This window comes from Streptomyces sp. CBMA291 (assembly GCF_014596525.1).
Taxonomy (GTDB): domain Bacteria; phylum Actinomycetota; class Actinomycetes; order Streptomycetales; family Streptomycetaceae; genus Streptomyces.
Genome location: NZ_MSJP01000072.1, coordinates 25,225 through 40,859, shown reverse-complemented (window position 1 = coordinate 40,859; position 15,635 = coordinate 25,225). Strand labels below are relative to the sequence as shown.

15 protein-coding genes, 1 pseudogene and 1 riboswitch are annotated in these 15,635 nt (G+C 73.2%); of the genes and pseudogenes, 7 read left to right on the top strand and 9 right to left on the bottom strand.

Annotation, left to right across the window (positions count from 1 at the left end; all coding sequences use genetic code 11):
* Positions 1-85: 85 nt before the first annotated feature.
* Both BU197_RS18065 and BU197_RS18060 read right to left on the bottom strand, forming a co-directional pair.
* The gene (locus BU197_RS18065; RefSeq protein WP_188269318.1) at positions 86-442 is read right to left on the bottom strand and encodes a hypothetical protein; all 357 of its coding nucleotides are present in this window, start codon (positions 440-442) and stop codon (positions 86-88) included.
* A 581-nt stretch (positions 443-1,023) separates the two neighbouring features.
* Positions 1,024-2,229 (bottom strand): MBL fold metallo-hydrolase, encoded by a 1,206-nt coding sequence (locus BU197_RS18060; RefSeq protein ID WP_317452197.1) that lies wholly within the window; start codon positions 2,227-2,229, stop codon positions 1,024-1,026.
* Positions 2,230-2,608: 379 nt separating this feature from the next.
* Between BU197_RS18060 and BU197_RS18055 the strand changes: the two genes are divergently transcribed.
* Positions 2,609-3,220, top strand: coding sequence for a TetR/AcrR family transcriptional regulator (locus BU197_RS18055; protein WP_188269316.1), 612 nt, complete (start codon positions 2,609-2,611; stop codon positions 3,218-3,220).
* Between the two features lie 71 nt (positions 3,221-3,291).
* On the opposite strand, the gene BU197_RS18050 is transcribed toward BU197_RS18055, so the two are convergent.
* The 3 genes from BU197_RS18050 to BU197_RS18040 all read right to left on the bottom strand — a co-directional run bounded on the left by BU197_RS18050 (position 3,292) and on the right by BU197_RS18040 (position 5,713).
* Positions 3,292-4,062, bottom strand: coding sequence for an SIMPL domain-containing protein (locus BU197_RS18050; protein ID WP_188269315.1), 771 nt, complete (start codon positions 4,060-4,062; stop codon positions 3,292-3,294).
* A 289-nt stretch (positions 4,063-4,351) separates the two neighbouring features.
* Positions 4,352-5,359, bottom strand: coding sequence for a DUF6745 domain-containing protein (locus BU197_RS18045; RefSeq protein ID WP_188269314.1), 1,008 nt, complete (start codon positions 5,357-5,359; stop codon positions 4,352-4,354).
* 27 nt (positions 5,360-5,386) lie between these two features.
* The gene (locus BU197_RS18040; protein ID WP_188269313.1) at positions 5,387-5,713 is read right to left on the bottom strand and encodes a hypothetical protein; all 327 of its coding nucleotides are present in this window, start codon (positions 5,711-5,713) and stop codon (positions 5,387-5,389) included.
* A gap of 169 nt (positions 5,714-5,882) precedes the next feature.
* On the opposite strand from BU197_RS18040, the gene BU197_RS18035 reads away from it, so the two are divergent.
* From BU197_RS18035 to BU197_RS18015, 5 genes and pseudogenes are all read left to right on the top strand, one after another.
* Positions 5,883-6,839, top strand: coding sequence for an STM4015 family protein (locus BU197_RS18035; protein ID WP_188269312.1), 957 nt, complete (start codon positions 5,883-5,885; stop codon positions 6,837-6,839).
* Positions 6,836-7,922, top strand: a pseudogene (locus tag BU197_RS18030) (STM4014 family protein); the annotation flags it as partial. The gene BU197_RS18035 and the pseudogene BU197_RS18030, both read left to right, overlap by 4 nt.
* A gap of 364 nt (positions 7,923-8,286) precedes the next feature.
* On the top strand, positions 8,287-9,108 hold the full coding sequence (locus BU197_RS18025) for an STM4013/SEN3800 family hydrolase (protein WP_188269323.1): 822 nt from the start codon (positions 8,287-8,289) through the stop codon (positions 9,106-9,108).
* Positions 9,105-10,451, top strand: a complete 1,347-nt coding sequence (locus BU197_RS18020) for an STM4012 family radical SAM protein (RefSeq protein ID WP_188269311.1) — start codon at positions 9,105-9,107, stop codon at positions 10,449-10,451. The genes BU197_RS18025 and BU197_RS18020 overlap by 4 nt, the downstream gene beginning before the upstream one ends.
* A gap of 9 nt (positions 10,452-10,460) precedes the next feature.
* Complete coding sequence (locus BU197_RS18015) at positions 10,461-11,321, top strand: STM4011 family radical SAM protein (protein WP_188269310.1); 861 nt, start codon at positions 10,461-10,463, stop codon at positions 11,319-11,321.
* On the opposite strand, the gene BU197_RS18010 is transcribed toward BU197_RS18015, so the two are convergent.
* Positions 11,308-12,102, bottom strand: coding sequence for an SGNH/GDSL hydrolase family protein (locus BU197_RS18010; RefSeq protein WP_188269309.1), 795 nt, complete (start codon positions 12,100-12,102; stop codon positions 11,308-11,310). The genes BU197_RS18015 and BU197_RS18010 overlap by 14 nt on opposite strands.
* Positions 12,103-12,255: 153 nt before the next feature.
* Complete coding sequence (locus BU197_RS18005; RefSeq protein ID WP_188269308.1) at positions 12,256-13,308, bottom strand: M23 family metallopeptidase; 1,053 nt, start codon at positions 13,306-13,308, stop codon at positions 12,256-12,258.
* A 4-nt stretch (positions 13,309-13,312) separates the two neighbouring features.
* Positions 13,313-13,468, bottom strand: a riboswitch (cyclic di-AMP (ydaO/yuaA leader).
* 392 nt (positions 13,469-13,860) lie between these two features.
* Here BU197_RS18005 and BU197_RS18000 point away from each other — a divergent pair.
* On the top strand, positions 13,861-14,682 hold the full coding sequence (locus BU197_RS18000) for a tyrosine-protein phosphatase (protein ID WP_188269307.1): 822 nt from the start codon (positions 13,861-13,863) through the stop codon (positions 14,680-14,682).
* 133 nt (positions 14,683-14,815) lie between these two features.
* Here BU197_RS18000 and BU197_RS17995 read toward each other — a convergent pair whose 3' ends face one another.
* Both BU197_RS17995 and BU197_RS17990 read right to left on the bottom strand, forming a co-directional pair.
* Positions 14,816-14,968 carry a DUF6126 family protein gene (locus BU197_RS17995; RefSeq protein ID WP_188269306.1) on the bottom strand — a complete coding sequence of 51 codons (153 nt, stop codon included), beginning with the start codon at positions 14,966-14,968 and terminating at the stop codon, positions 14,816-14,818.
* Between the two features lie 33 nt (positions 14,969-15,001).
* On the bottom strand, positions 15,002-15,631 hold the full coding sequence (locus BU197_RS17990) for a helix-turn-helix domain-containing protein (protein ID WP_188269305.1): 630 nt from the start codon (positions 15,629-15,631) through the stop codon (positions 15,002-15,004).
* Positions 15,632-15,635 lie beyond the last annotated feature (4 nt).

Sequence of the window (15,635 nt, the reverse complement as noted above, 5' to 3'; positions counted from 1 at the left end):
CGCCCACCACCACCAGGCACCACGTCGACCTCTACATCACTGGGAGTTGCTGCCATTCGACTGTCCTCATCTAGTCACGTGCCGGTCACTTCGACCCGATACCGGCGAGACGGCCGACAGACGGAGCCACACCCCAGCCCACCAACCGCCATCCACCGCGTCCGGGTTGTGCGCAGTCGGCCGCCGAACCGCCGTAGGACAGTGCCGCGATGGCCTCGGTCCGCTCAGCGGAGAGCGGCTCGGGACCGCCCCGCTTCTTCCGCACGCCGATGCGGAAGGAGCCGGTGCCGCGCATCAGCTCGACGGCGCCCTCGGGGAGACGCCGGTCGCGCGCGACGGCCGACCATCGACCACCGAGGCCGCCAGGGCCGCCGGAGTGGCGGAGTAGCGGCATTCGGGTGGTCGAGTGACGGACGATCCGGCCGGTCTGCGCCGTCCTCACGCTGGGGACGGCGCCCTCTCGCCTCTCGTATGAACGAACGCGCACGCGTTCTGCCATGCCCAGTCCGCACCCGCCGAGAGAACTAACCAACGCGAGTGACTTTAGAGGTTAGAAATCTCTGCTGCAACTGGTCACTTGCATTTGAGTGGTTAGTCATGGATCGACTGGAAGGCGGCACCATGACGCCTCCGTGCGTGGCACGCCACCACGCCAGAAGCCGCCAGACGGGATGGACGGCGAGAGGCCGGGGGACACACGGCCAATTCCCCTACAGAGCACAGGGTTTACAGGGGAGCCCCCGCCCGCCGCGCCGCAAGTCGCTTCCCCGGGGCGGCCGGTGGCTCCGGGCACCCGCCCGGCGGGATGACGGCGTCGGCACGGCCGGTCACGGTCCGGATGCCGTTCCGGGCGGAGGCCAGGTCGCCGGACTTGAACCAGTCGTCGGCGGTGAACGACCCGCCGGTTCTGTTCGTCGTCGAGGTGGCGGCCGGAGGTCACGGTCCGCCTTCAGCCCTCCGCTCGCTCCCCTCGGCCGAGCGGACGGGGCTGCCCCACTCCCCTCGGCCCGTCGCCGGTCCGCCTCAGGTGGGACGTCCGTCGGCGAGGTCGAGATCGGGCGTGAGGGCTTCGGTGGGGACCCCCACCGGCCGGGTCTCGCGCCACGGGTGGGCGAGGGGCCGCGAAAGGCCGTGCCACCAGGAGTCGGAGGGCAGTGGCCCCCCGGGCTCGAACGGTTCGCCGGGCTTGGGGAACGCCACCGCCTGACCGGCCTCGTCGGCCGCGTCCCTCGTCCACTCCCCCGGCTCGGCCCATGGGTGCGGGGCGAGGTTGAAGGTGCCCCAGTGGATGGGCAGCAGCACCCCGGCGGGACCGCCGCCCTGGAGGTCCAGATGAGCCTGCGTGCCCTCCTCGGGTGTCATGTGGATATCGGTCCAGAACTCCGAATAGGCGCCGATCTGGATCATGGTGGCGTCGAAGGGCCCGTGGGCGGCGCCGATCTCCTTGAAACCGGGGAAGTAGCCGGTGTCGCCGCTGTGGAAGATCCGGTGTTCCGGTCCCGCGACCACCCAGGAGGCCCAGAGGGTCAGCTGGCGGTTGCGTACGCCTCTGCCGCAGAAGTGCCGGGCGGGGGTGGCGGTGAGCAGCAGACCGCCGACCTCGGTGGACTCGTTCCAGTCCAGTTCGCGCAGCCGGGAGGCGGGCACGCCCCAGCGTTCCAGGTGCGCGCCGACGCCGAGCGGCACCGCGAAGACCGTGCCGGTGGCGGCGAGTTCCTTGATCGTCGGCAGATCCAGGTGGTCGTAGTGGTCGTGCGAGATCACGACGACGTCGACCGGGCCCAGCGCGGCGAGCGGCGCGGGCACCGGGTGGAGGCGCTTCGGTCCCACGAAGGGGAACGGGGAGCAGCGCTCGCCCCAGACGGGGTCGAAGAGGACCCGGTGGCCGTCGATCTCGGCGAGGACGCCGGAGTGGCCCATCCAGGTCAGCCGCAGTCCGGTGGCCGGGGGGCGGGCCAGGTCGGCGACGGTGGTGGGATGGACGGGGATCGTGCCGGTGGGGGCGCGGCGCGAGCGTCCTTCCTTGTCGAAGTAGACCTTGGCGAGTTCGACGGCGGAGCCCGAGGGCCCCCGATGGGCCTGTTCGGGATTCTGGAAGATCCCTTCGGCGTAGTTCGGCGAGCGGCGGATACGGGCGAGGCGGGCGCCCGCTGGTTCCGCGCCGAAGGACTCGGGGCGCAGTGCGCGCAGCCTGGCCCGTGGCGAACGGTCGGAGCCGGTACCGGTCACAGGATCTCCTGATCTCTGGGGTCGTTCCATTATGAGCCGATCACCCGACGAAGGTCCGGGGCGAGCACGGGCGGGGCCGCCGGGGGGACGGGCTGGTGGTGGAACCGGTGGTGGCGGAACGGATGCCGTCGGTGACGGCTGGACACTATGGCGGCACCGAGCCTGGCACCGGGGGCGTGGATAGGGACTGTCGGTACGGGGTACGCGCACGGGCTGTCGGTACGGGGTACGCACACGGCACGGACACAGTTGCCGGTTGCCGGTACGGGATACGGGTGCGGGGACGGGCACGCGTGGGGCGACGACCGGCGGCGGGCGGTAGCGGGCGGGAACGCCCGAGGTGATCATGAGCGCGTCATGCGCTGTGTAGGCTGCCCGCGTGGCGAGAGTGCGGTTGAGCGTGGCCGAGCGGCGGGAGGAGCTGCTGCGGGCCGCCGTCGAGCAGATCGAGGTGCGGGGCGTCGCGGCGGTCCGGATCGCCGACGTGGCCGCCGCGCTCGGGGTGAGCAACGCCCTGGTGCTGTACCACTTCTCGTCGAAGGAACAGCTGGTCGCCGCGGCCTTCGCTCATGCGGCGGAGGCCGATCTCGCCCAGTTGCGGCGGATCCTCGGGCGCCGGTCCACGGCGGTGCGAAGACTGCGGGCCGCCGTGCGCTGGTACGCCCCGACCGGGCAGGCCAAGGGATGGCGGCTGTGGATCGAGGGGTGGGCGGCCTCGCTGCGCGACCCCGCGCTCCGGCAGGTCGCGCACGACCTCGACCAGGAGTGGAAGCGGGCGCTCGCCGGGGTGATCGCCGAGGGCACCGCCGCCGGGGAGTTCCGCTGCGCGGATCCGACGGCGGCGGCCTGGCGGCTCACCGCCTTCCTCGACGGCCTCGCGGTGCAGACGACGGCCTATCCCGGCGGGCCCTCCCTGAGGACGATGCTGCGCTGGGCGGACGCCGCGCTCGTCCGGGAACTCGGTCTGCCCCCGGTCGAGGCCACCGCGTAGCACCCGCACGGGCCGCTCACCCCGAGCCTGCTCGCCCCGGGCCCGCCGCTCGCCCCGGGCCCGCCGTCCGTTCAGAGCAGTTCGTAGACCGCCGAGACCGTGACCTGCTCCTCGACCTCTCCGGGGGCCAGGGGCACGCTCGGCGCCTCGGGGGCGCCCCCGGGTGAGGGGAGACCGGCGGGCGGGCGCACCGGCTCGCCCTCGCTGAGCGAGACCAGCCTGCCCAGTCGCCTGCCGCTGAGCCGGGCGTGCTGCGCCGCCTTGTCGTGCGCGTCCTTGTAGGCGGCCTCGCGTGCCCGTGCCCGCAGCGGCGCCGGGTCGGACACGTCGAAGGTGACCCCGTAGATCCGGCCGTCCTCCCCGGTGGCGTCGCCGACGGCCTCGATGACCTGGCCCGTCCGGTCGATGACCCGGACCTTCACGGAGAAGGACTGCCCGGCCCGGTAGCCGGTCACCTTGCTCTCGCCTTCGGGGGTCTGGGTGTAGACGGGGGCGAGCGAGAGGCTGTCGGTACGGATGTCCCGCTCGGCGATCTCCTGTCGGCGCAGTGCGTCGAGCAGGGCCTGCGCGGCCTTGTTCTGTGCGGCCATCGCCTCTTTCGCGGTCGGCCGGGTGGCCTCGACGCCGACGGACAGGACCGCCAGATCGGGCTCGGCGGCGGCCCGCCCGCTGCCGGTGACGGAGACCGTCGCCGGTGCACCCCTCCGGTCCTGGGCGAGGGGGGCGGGCCGCTCCGGTGCGGCCAGGGCGGGTGCGGCGGTGCCGACGAGGAGGCCGCCGAGCACGGCGGTGGCGGCGAACAGTCGGGCGGCGCGGGCGGCGCTGGGCCGTCGGATCGTCACGGGCGGTCCCTTCAGGGGTGGGTGCCGGGCTCCGGCGGGTACGGGTCCGGGCTCCGGCGGATGGCGCCGGGCCCGGCAGGTGCGGGCCGGGCCCGGCGGGTGCGGAGCCGGGGCCGTGGCGGGTGGCTGCCGGGGCTCCGGCAGGTGGGTGCCGGGGCCTCGGCAGGTGGGGTGCCGGGGCATCCGGCGGGCACATCCCAGCAGCCCGTCACCGCCGCCACCCGTACGCCACACCTGAGGGCGGCTCCCTTCACCTCTTTCGCGTACCAGCCGGATGCCTGTCCGATGCTCAGGTCTCGACGAGCGGCCGGTAGGCGTCGGGGTGCAGGCCGAAGGTCCAGGCCACGCCCTCTCGCGCGGTCCTGGTCGCGGGCGGCACCCGGAGCCAGTACGTGCGGTGGCTGCCGTCCGGTTCCGGTGTGGAGTTGACGACCTCGACCATCACCACGTCCTCGTCGTCGGCCAGCTCGATCCGCCAGAGGACGCCGGTCCCGTCGCGGTGCTCGTGCCGGGCGCCGGAGGCGGTGAGATAGCGGTCGTAGCCGAAGTACTCCAGCATCACGCGCCGCAGTTCGGCGTTCTCCTCCTCCCTTATCCGCTCGGGGGTCAGGTCCGCGAGTCCGGCGAGGAATCCGGCGGGCACCGGCATGCCGCGCCAGGCGTGCAGGGCGAAGCCGTCGGCGAAGGCGAGCGCGGGTCCGTCGCCCCGGTCCAGGCGCCCGGCCTCGTCCCGGTGCAGGGCGACGGGGCGCTCGCAGAGCACGGCGACGTTCTCGTAGGGCCACCACCAGCCCGCGTGCTCGGCGACGGCGGCGAGGCCCGCGAGCCGGTCGCCGTGCCCGTCGAAGGCGGCGAGCCAGGCGGCGTCGTGCTGGCCGAGCACCGCGTCGAGCAGCACCAGCCGGGGATCGCCCGCGCCGTCGGCCCGCTCCAGGCCGTCCGTCACCCCGGCCCGTATCCGGTCGGCGAGCATCCGGGTGAGGTCCCAGAGGACGGCCCCGGTGGTGCGCCAGTGGGCGGCCCAGCCCGCCGGGCCCAGCGCGTCGTGGAGACGGCGCCGCTCCTCGGCCCAGGGCCGGGTGCGCACCTCGTCCCGTACGGAACGGCCCCGGTCTCCGAGGGTCGGCACGAGCGTGACGGCCGCGAGCGGCGAGTCCACCCAGTGGAAGCGCTCCGGCCCGGCGAGGCCCGCCGAGCGGTAGGCGAGCCGGACGCCCGCCTCTGCGGCGGCGCGGTCGGCGGGGCCGGTGGCCGCGGCGACGGCCCGCCATGTGTCCTGTGCGGTGATGTGGTTCATTTCGGTCTCCCCCAGCCTTCCGTTCGGTCAGTCCGCGACGATCCGGTACGCGCCGGGCACGTACTCCCGCTGGCGCACCACCCGGTACCAGCCCTTGGGCAGCGCTATCGGCGCGTGCTCCTCGTGCACGATCCGGCCGCCCTCGGGCAGTTCGAGCAGGAGCGGGCCGAAGGGCCCCGGCTCCGTGACGAGCCGGCCGGGGCCGGGGATCGCGTGGGCATGTCCGGTGACCTCGCCGAGCGCGAGGACCAACCGGCCCCGGGCGTCCCTCGGTTCGCCAGGGGCGCTCCTGGCGCGCTCCGGAACGGCCGTCTCGTCGACGGGCGCGATCAGCACGTCTCCCTGCCGGTACATGGCTTTCCCCTCCCCGTCCGGCACCGTGCGGCCGAACACGGGAACGACGCTAGGGCCCGGCACTGACAATCGGTCGCGGACCGACCCGGCGGCGGGCGTTGTCAGTGGCGCTTGGTAGAAATCTCGGAAGTCAGTCGATCCACGTCGTCCGTCGCCCGGGAGCACAGTCATGACCATTGGCCACCACCTGAAGGAATTCCACGGTCTGCCCGTGTTCGATTTCCCGGACGAGAAGGCGCGCGTGGAGCTGCCCGCGGCGGACGCCGTCGCCTGGCGGATCTCCGCACCCACCTACGGGGAGTCCGGGGACGAGCAGTGGGTGCCGCGCTTCGAGCGCTTCCTGCGGACGGTGGACGCGAGCCGGGTGCGGGCACTGGTGGTCGGCTGCTGGGAGGAGGCGTACGAGACCTCGTCGGCGGGCGTGTTGACGGCCCTGATCGGCGGCAACAACCGGCTTTCCGCCCTGGAGGCGGTCTTCGTCGGCGACATGACCTTCGAGGACTGCGAGATCTCGTGGATCGTGCAGTCCGACGTGACGCCGCTGCTCGCCGCCTACCCGAGGCTGCGGAGGCTCGGCGTGCGCGGCGGGACCGATCTGGCCTTCCCCTCGGTCCGGCACACCGGTCTGGAGGCCCTGACGGTGGAGACGGGCGGGCTGCCCGCCGAGGTGGTGCGCGGGATCGTGGGCAGCGACCTGCCCGCCCTCCAGGACCTGGAGCTGTGGCTCGGCACCGACGAGTACGGCGGCGACAGCACGCCCGAGGACCTGGCTCCGGTGCTCGACGGCTCGTCCTTCCCGGCCCTGCGCCGCCTCGCCCTGCGCAACAGCGTGATCCAGGACGCCGTGGCCGCCGCCGTGGCGGGTGCCCCCGTGGTGGCCCGGCTCGACCGGCTCGACCTCTCCATGGGCGTGCTCACCGACGAAGGCGCGACCGCCTTGCTCGACGGGCAGCCGCTGACCCACCTCTCCCATCTCGACCTGTCCCACCACTACCTCTCGGACGCCGTCCGCCTGCGGGTGCTCGCCGCCCTCGAACCGCACGGTGTGACGGTCGAACTGGGCGACGCGGAGAAGCCCGAGGAAGACGACGACGAGGTCTTCCGGTACGTCGCGGTCGCCGAATGAGTGCCCGCCCGTGCCTCGTGGTCGTCGGCGATCCGGCGGGCCGTCGTGTCGCGTTCTTCCAGGACGCGCTGCGTGCCGCCGGGCTGCCCGAGGCGCGGGCGGTGTCCTGGCCCGAGGTGCTGCGCGGCACCGCCCGGTTCGCGGCGGGCGAGATCGTCCGTCTGGACTCGCCCGGCGAGGACCCGGAGGCCGACCGGCTGCTGCGCGGGGTCGACGACCCGTCACGGGTCGAGGGCACCGGACGGTGGTACGAGCGGTTCATCGCCGCGGCGGCGGACCTCGGCCGGACCGTGGCCGCCTCGGGCGCCTCGCTCGTGGACGATCCCGCCGAGCTGGCGGTCCTCTTCGACAAGCGCCTGGGCCACGGCCTGCTGGACACGGCCGGGGTGCCGGTGCCCGAGTCGCCGACCTCGGGGCCGGGCGCTCCGGCGGTGCGCGGCTGGGCGGACGTCAGGGAGCTGACCGCCCGGTCCGGTCTGCGCCGGGTGTTCGTGAAGCCCGCGCACGGTTCGTCCGCCTCGGGCGTGCTCGCCCTGGAGACGAATGGCGCGGGCCGTTTCCAGGCCACCACCTCGGTGGAGCGCGGGCCCGGCGGGCGGCTCTTCAACTCGCTGCGGGTCCGGCGGTACGCGCGGGAGGAGGAGATCGCCGCGATCGTCGACGCCCTCGCCCCCGACGGACTGCATGTCGAGCGCTGGCTGCCCAAGGCCGCGCAGGACGGCCGGGCCGCCGATCTGCGCGTGGTCGTCGTCGACGGGCGGGCCACCCACGCCGTGGTCCGCACCAGCCGCTCCCCCATGACCAATCTGCACTTGGGCGGTGCCCGGGGCGATCTGGCGGCGGCGCGCGCCGCGATCGAGGCGGCCGGCGGGCGGTGGGAGGACGCGCTCGGGGTCTGCGAGCGGGCCGCCGCCGCCTTCCCCGGCACCCGGTGCGTGGGCGTGGACCTGCTGCCGGGCGCGGGCTGGCGCCGCTTCGCCGTCGGCGAGGTCAACGCCTTCGGCGACCTGCTGCCCCATCTCACGGGGCTGCCCGGCAGCGGCGCCGAGGGCCTCGACACGTACGGGGCGCAGATCGCCGCCCAGTTCCCGGACCACCGCCTGGCGCGCGAGACTCCGGGACCCGGCGACCGCAGCGCCCGTCCACCGCGAGAGACGCAGGACCCCGGCGCCCCCACCGGCCTTCCACACCCCAGCGCCCCCACCGGCCTCCCACCGCACGCGGCTCCGGACCGCAGCACCCCGACCGGCCGTCAGCCATACGAGGCTCCGGGACCCGTCGCCCCCAGCGACCACCCTCCGTACGAGGCTCCGGACCGCAGCACCCCCACCGACCACCCGCCGCACAAGACTCCGGACCCCGGCACCCCCACCGGCCTTCCGTCGCACGTTGCGACGGGGTCGCGCACCCGCACCACAGGAACGAGCACCACGTGAACCAGCCCGACATGAACGCGATCGTCGGAAGCCACGATCTGCTCCTGGTCACCCTCGACACGCTCCGGTACGACGTGGCGGCGGAGCTGGCCGCCGAGGGGCGCATCCCGCACCTGGCGCGTCATCTGCCCGGCGGGGCCTGGGAACGGCGCCACGCGCCCGGCAGCTTCACCTACGCCTCCCACCAGGCGATCTTCGCCGGTTTCCTGCCGACGCCGACAGGGCAGGGGCCGCATCCCCGGCTGTTCGCGGCGCGGTTCGCGGGCAGCGAGTCGACCGCGGGGGGCACCTGGGTGCACGACACCCCCGACTTCGTCTCCGCCCTCGCGGGCGCGGGCTACCGGACGGTGTGCGTCGGCGGGGTCGGTTTCTTCAACAAGCAGCCGCCGCTCGGCGGTGTGCTCCCCGGGCTGTTCCAGGAGAGCCACTGGGAGCCGTCCTTCGGCGTCGCCTCGCCGACCTCCTTCGAGTCCCAGGTGGCGTGCGCCGAGGAGGTCGTCGCCGCCCTGCCGCCCGAACAGCGGCTCTTCCTCTTCGTCAACGTGTCCGCGCTGCACCAGCCCAACTGGTTCCATCTGCCGGGCGCGACCCGCGAGGCAGGCGATTCCCGGGCCACGCACGCGGCGGCCCTCGAATACGTCGACCGGCACATCGGCCGGCTCTTCGCCGCGATGAGCGGCCGCCGTCCGTGCTTCGCGATCGTCTGCTCCGACCACGGCACGGCGTACGGAGAGGACGGGTACACCGGTCACCGGCTGGGGCACGAGGTCGTCTGGACCGTCCCCTACGCGCAGTTCGAGCTGGCGGGTCCCGGTCAGGAGGCCTCGGCATGAGCGACGGCACCCTCCGGCCGTACCGGAGTTACGTGTACGCGTACCCGCACAAGACGGCGTACCGGCCGCTTCCCGAGCCCGCGCCCTCGCTGGCCGCGCTCTGGGCGGACGAGCCGAAGGACGCGCTCTCGCTCTACGCGCACATACCGTTCTGCGAGGTCCGCTGCGGGTTCTGCAATCTGTTCACCCGCATCGGCGCCCCGGACGAGCTGACCACCCGCTATCTCGACGCCCTCGACCGGCAGGCCGCCGCCGTGCGCGAGGCCCTCGGGGACCGGGACCCGGTGCGGTTCGCCACGGCCGCCTTCGGCGGCGGCACGCCGACCTTCCTCACCGCCGCCGAGCTGGAGCGGCTCTGCGACATCGCCGAGCAGCGGACGGGGGTGGACCTGCGGGCGGTGCCGCTCTCCGTGGAGACCTCGCCGTCGACGGCGACCGCCGACCGGCTCGGGGTCCTCGCCGAGCGGGGCGCGACCCGGCTCAGCATCGGGGTGCAGAGCTTCGTGGAGGCGGAGGCACGGGCGGCGGTCCGGCCGCAGCACCGCGCCGACGTCGAGGCGGCGCTCGGCCGCATCCGGGACACCGGGGTGCCGGTCCTCAACATCGACCTGATCTACGGAATCGACGGCCAGACGGAGCGGACCTGGCGCTCCTCGCTGGACGCGGCCCTGTCCTGGCGACCCGAGGAGCTGTACCTCTATCCGCTGTACGTGCGGCCGCTCACCGGTCTCGGCCGGCTCTCGGCGGCCGAGCGGCGGGCCGCCGACCTGGAGTGGGACGCGCACCGGCTGCGCCTGTACCGGTACGGCCGGGACCATCTGCTCGCGCGGGGGTACGAGCAGGTGTCGATGCGCATGTTCCGGCGGGCCGACGCACCGCCGCTCGGTCCCGACGACCACGCCTGCCAGACGGACGGGATGATCGGTCTGGGCTGCGGGGCCCGCTCGTACACCTCGGAGCTGCACTACTCCTTCGACTACGCGGTGGAGATGCGGGAGATACGCTCGATCATCGACGCCTACACGGAGACGGCGGACTTCTCGCGGGCCGTGGTGGGCCGGTGGGTGGACGCCGGGGAGGCCCGCCGCCGCCATCTGCTCCAGTCGCTGCTCCAGGCGGCGGGGATGCCGGTGGCGGAGTACGAGGAGCGGTTCGGGTCCTCGCCGTTCACGGACTTCGCCGGGGAGCTGGCCCGGTTCGAGGCACTCGGCTGGCTGGACGCGCAGGCGCCGGAGGGGCTGCTGCGGCTGTCGCCGGAGGGCCTCGCGCACTCGGACGGGCTCGGTCCCGAGCTGTTCTCCCCCGCCGTACGGGCCGCGATGGCCGCGTACGAGCCGAAGTAGGGGGCGGCCGTGGATCTGACGCTGCTCTACCGGGGGCCGCTCGCCTCCTGCGACTTCGACTGCCCCTACTGCCCCTTCGCCAAGCGCCGGGACAGCACGGAACAGCTGCGCGCCGACCGCGCCGCGCTCGAACGGTTCACCGGCTGGGTCGCCGACCGGACCGACGACCGGCTTCGGGTGCTGTTCACGCCGTGGGGCGAGGGCCTCGTCCGCTCCTGGTACCGGCGGGCGCTCGTCGATCTGTCCCGGCTTCCGCAGGTCGAGCGGGTCGCGATCCAGACCAATCTGAGCTGCCGGACCGACTGGCTGGCCGAGGCGGACCGGGACAGCGTGGCGCTCTGGTGCACGTACCACCCGGGGCAGACGCCGTACGAACGGTTCCTCGGCAAGTGCGGTGAGCTGGCGGAGCGGGGCATCCGGTTCAGTGTGGGGGTGGTCGGGATCGGCGAGCACCTGGAGCACGCGCGACGGCTGCGCGAGGCGCTGCCGCCGCACGTCTACCTGTGGGTGAACGCGGCGGAGGGGCACGTCTACACCGACGCGGAGGCGGCCGAGTGGACTCGGATCGACCCGCTCTTCCCGTACAGCAGGCATCCGCACCGCTCGGGCGGGCTGCCCTGCCGGACCGGCGAGTCGGTGATCTCGGTGGACGGCGAGGGAACCGTGCGGCGCTGCCACTTCGTCAAGACGGAGCTGGGGAACCTGTACGACGGTTCGTACCGCGCCGCCCTGCGCCCCCGCGTCTGTCCCCTCGCCGTCTGCGACTGCCACATCGGCTACGTCCATCTGGAGACGTTGCCGCTGTACGACGTGTTCGCGGGCGGGGTCCTGGAGCGGATACCCGCCGCGCCGCACGTCACAGGGGCATGAGGTCCGGGCGCTTGGCCTCCACGTGGTCGCCGGAGCTTTCGCCCCGCAGCCGCCGCCCGATCCACGGCACGAGGTACTCCTTCGCCCAGTGGATGTCGTCGCGGCGCACTTCGAGCGTGCCGCGCGGGGGGACCGGCGGCCACGCCTGGTCCGGTTCGGCGGGGACCGGCAGCCCGAGGACCTGGGCGGCGCGCAGCGCGACCCGGGTGTGGCCCTCCGGCGAGAGGTGCAGCCGGTCGTCGTCCCAGGCGCGCCGGTCCTGCACGGACCGCAGGGACCACAGGTCGAGGACCGGGCAGTCGTAGCGGTCGGCGATGGCCCGGACATGGGCGGTGTACGTGGCGATCTTGCCGCGCAGGTGCTTGAGCACGGGCATGTCGCGGGTGTCGAAGCCGGTGGTCACCATGACGGTGCCGACGGCGGAGGTCAGGTCGGCGACGGCGCGCTCGAAGCGCTCGGCGACGTCGTCGGGGTCCGTGCCGGGGCGGATGATGTCGTTGCCGCCCGCGCAGAAGGTCACCAGGTCGGGGGCGAGTTCCTTCGCCCGGGGGACCTGTTCCGCGACGATCTGGTCGAGGAGCCGTCCGCGTACGGCCAGGTTGGCGTAGCGGAACGAGTCGTGCTCCGGCAGCTGGTCGGCGAGCAGCACCGCGAAGCGGTCCGCCCAGCCGACGTAGGTCCCGTCGGGCCCGGGGTCGCCGACGCCCTCGGTGAAGCTGTCACCGATCGCCGCGTACGACCCGAATGCGGTGTTGTCTGTTGATCTCGAATCGTCTGCCACGGGAGCACATCCTTCCCTCTCGGATGTGACCTACGCGACCGTAAGGAGGGGTTGACGCCGGGTGACATATGCCACCGATAAAGACTCTGCCAAGCCGGAATACGCCGGAGGCCCGGCACGTGAGGGTGCCGGGCCTCCGGGGAGTGGTGCGGGTCAGACGGAGACGCCGTGGCCGCGCAGGTAGGCCAGCGGGTCGACGTCGGAGCCGTAGTTCGGCGAGGTGCGGATCTCGAAGTGCAGGTGGGGTCCGGTGGAATTGCCGGTGGAGCCGGAGAGCCCGATCTGCCGGCCGCCCGCGACGCTCTGCCCTGCGGAGACGGACAGCGAGGAGAGGTGGGCGTACTGGGAGTAGGCGCCGTCGGCGTGCTGGATGACGATCTCGTTGCCGTAGGCGCCGCTCCAGCCCGCCGAGACGACCGTACCGGCGCCGACGGCGCGGACGGTGGTGCCGGAGGAGGCGATGAAGTCGACACCGGTGTGGTAGCCGGAGGACCACATGGAGCCGGAGGCGCGGTACGGGGTGGAGAAGCCGCCGCCGCTGACGGGGGTGACCCAGCCGGAGGAGACCGCGGAACCGGCCGAGGAAGATCCGGCCGAGGAAGAGGCCGAGGAGCCGGAGGACTGGACGGAGGAGCCGGATTCCGGGGTGGTGACCGTGGTCGCGGGGCGCTCGGAGCCCCGGGAGGCGCGGGCGCTGTCGCCGGAGCCCTGGGGAGCGGTGGTCTCGGCGGCGCTCTTCGAGGGCTTGCTCTTCGAAGGCGCGCTCGGCTGCGCGGCGCTCTTCGGGTGCCCGCTCTTCGCAGTCGCGCTCTTCGGGGTGGCGGGGGCCGTGCTCTTCGCGCCGAGGGTGAGCTTCATACCGGGCAGGATGAGCGAGGGGTTCTCGCCGACGATCCGGCGGTTGTCGGCGTAGAGCTTCTGCCAGCCACCGGTGAGGTGGTGCTCGGCGGCGATCTTCGAGAGGTAGTCGCCCGGGACGACGGAGTACGTCGTCGGCGCGGTCCCGGCGGTGGCGTGGGTCTTCGCCTGGGCGGCGACGGTGACGACCTGCGCGGGGACGGTGGCCGGGGCGGACTGCTCGGCGGCGTGGGCCCCGGTGGCGCCGAGAAGCGGGAGCGCGACGACGGCGCCTCCCGTGCCGGCGGCGGCGATGCCCCGGGTGAGGGGGTTGATCCTGGGACGGCGGTGCTTACCCTTCGCGGGCATGGCGAATTCCTCTCCGGCGCCTGCGAGGTGAGCTGTCGGGTTCGGACGGGAGCTGTCCGGCCGCGCTCGCGCGCGGCTTCACCCCGAGCCGTCCTGTATCGCGGGACCGGCGTACTTCCTGGGTCCCCCGCTCCTGCCACGCATGGGATGAGTGGGAATTCCGGACGGTGGCAGGATTCGGCGGTCCGACCGGATTGACGGTGACGCTAGACGAGCGATTCGCCCCGGCAAAACCGATGGCTTTTCAGTTCTTCGCCCGCCCGTCCGTACATGCCGAATTTCCGGTCACCCTCCGTGGCTGACGTTTCTTCGATTTCCTTTTTCCGTACGGAAGTCGAGCCGCGCTCCCGGCCACGATCCGTCACTTCTATGACGCTGCTCACGCGCCGAAAAGCATCTCGCCCGTAATCAGGGCGCGTTACAAACAAAGCCGCAATACGGACAGATCCCCCATTCCTCTCCAGGGGCTGTGCCCCGGGCGCACCGCCTGGAAGATTGCCTCCTACACCGGCCCCGCGCCGATTCCCCGAACGTCGACCCACAGGAGCATCCGTGACGCAGCAGCTGCCGCAGGTCCCGCCCGTCGAAGCGAACGAGCCCGCGCTGGCCCAGGTCCGCAACTTCCGGGACGTGGGCGGTCTGCCGACGACGGGCGGACGCGCGGTGCGCGCCGGGCGTCTCTTCCGCAGCGGCCATCTCGCCCACGCGACCGAGGCGGACGCCGCCTTCCTCTCCTCGCTGGGGCTGCACACGGTCTTCGACTTCCGCAACCGGGCCGATCTGAAGCTGGAGGGGGCCGACGTCGAGCTGCCGGGCGTGCGGAACGTGAACATACCGCTCAACGACCCGGCCGACGGCAAGGAGTTCTGGAAGCTGGTCCGCGAGGGGGACATCGGCCAGTTGCGCGAGATCCTGGGCGAGGGCAAGGGCGCCGCCCGGATGACGTCCTCGTACCGCGCGATGGTGGTCCAGCGGACGGCCGAGCACAGCCGAGTCCTGCACGCGCTCGCGAAGGACAGCGTCCCCGCCCTGATGCACTGCGCGGCGGGCAAGGACCGCGCCGGGCTCTCGATAGCCGTCACGCTGCTCGCCCTCGGCGTCGAGCGGGAGGCGATCGAGGCCGACTACGTGAAGTCGAACGCCCCGCACCGCCGCTACAAGGTGAGCCGCAGCTCCACCGCCCCCGACGCGATGTCGCCCGAGGTGATGGAGCTGCTGAGCCCGCTGTTCGACGCGCGGGTGGAGTACCTCAGGGGCGCCTTCGAGACGATCGAGGAGACCTGGGGCTCGGTGGAGTCCTATCTCGCCGAGGGCCTGGAGCTGGCCCCGGAGACCCGGGAGCGCCTGCGGGAACAGCTGCTCACGGAGGTCTGAGCGGACCAGCCCCGCCACTGAGGCCCGAGCGGGCCCGCCGCTGTCCCCGTATGAGGCCCGAGCGGGCCCGCCCCTGCCCCCGTATCAGCTCCGGGCGGGTTCGCTCCGGCCCGTGCCCGGGCCCCGAGCGGGCCTACTTCTGTCCGCCCATCTCGAAGAGCAGGTAGAGGAAGCCGGCGAAGACGTGGCCTGCGATCAGATAGGCGAAGAGGCGAAGCACGAGGCCCTTGGGGAACTTGCCTTCACCGCGCTCCTCGCCGGTGACCGATGCGGACTTCTCAGACATGTCGAGCCTTTCCTTGGGAAGGATCACGCGGGATCAGCGCCGGTGCAGGGCTCCGTCGCCGAGACACAGCTCGGCGACGGGACTCTGCATCAGAGTGTGGACGAAGAGCACCTCCGCGCCGCCGGAGGTGGCGGCGCCGATGCGGTGCGGGGTCAGCGAGTCGAAGTGCGCGCTGTCCCCGGGATCGAGGACGTGCACGGTCTCGCCGAGGGCCAGCCGGACCCGTCCTTCCAGGACATGGATCCATTCCTCGCCGGGGTGGACCCGCACGATGTCGGCGCGGGTGGCATAGGGCACGTGCACCCGCAGGCACTGGAGGGCGCGTCCGGCGCCGCCCGCCTGCCGGTAGATCCAGCCGTCCGCCTCGACGGGCTCGGAGCGCCCGGCGCGGACCACGGGGTCCCGCTCGGGGGGCGCCTCCCCCAGCAGCTCGGACACCGTCGTACCGTAGATACGGGAGAGGGCGAGCAGCATGGGCAGCGAGGGCTGCCGGTTCCCCGTCTCCAGGCGTGAGAGATGGGCGGGCGAGAGACCGGCCCGTTGGGCTGCGGCCTCCAGGGTGAGTCCCCGGCGGCGGCGCAGGGCGCGCAGCTGGGGGGCGACGTCCGGCAGGGCGTCGGGAACGGCAGGGTCCGGGGCTTGGTCCCCGTGGACGTGGTCCATGCCT

What these genes read in the sequence shown, in the direction of transcription:
- BU197_RS18045 (WP_188269314.1), bottom strand. Translation starts at nt 5,359, where the DNA reads ATGAACCACATCACCGCACAGGACACATGGCGGGCCGTCGCCGCGGCC.
- BU197_RS18040 (WP_188269313.1), bottom strand. Translation starts at nt 5,713, where the DNA reads ATGTACCGGCAGGGAGACGTGCTGATCGCGCCCGTCGACGAGACGGCC.
- BU197_RS18035 (WP_188269312.1), top strand. Translation starts at nt 5,883, where the DNA reads ATGACCATTGGCCACCACCTGAAGGAATTCCACGGTCTGCCCGTGTTC.
- BU197_RS18025 (WP_188269323.1), top strand. Translation starts at nt 8,287, where the DNA reads ATGAACGCGATCGTCGGAAGCCACGATCTGCTCCTGGTCACCCTCGAC.
- BU197_RS18020 (WP_188269311.1), top strand. Translation starts at nt 9,105, where the DNA reads ATGAGCGACGGCACCCTCCGGCCGTACCGGAGTTACGTGTACGCGTAC.
- BU197_RS18005 (WP_188269308.1), bottom strand. Translation starts at nt 13,308, where the DNA reads ATGCCCGCGAAGGGTAAGCACCGCCGTCCCAGGATCAACCCCCTCACC.
- BU197_RS17995 (WP_188269306.1), bottom strand. Translation starts at nt 14,968, where the DNA reads ATGTCTGAGAAGTCCGCATCGGTCACCGGCGAGGAGCGCGGTGAAGGC.
- BU197_RS17990 (WP_188269305.1), bottom strand. Translation starts at nt 15,631, where the DNA reads ATGGACCACGTCCACGGGGACCAAGCCCCGGACCCTGCCGTTCCCGAC.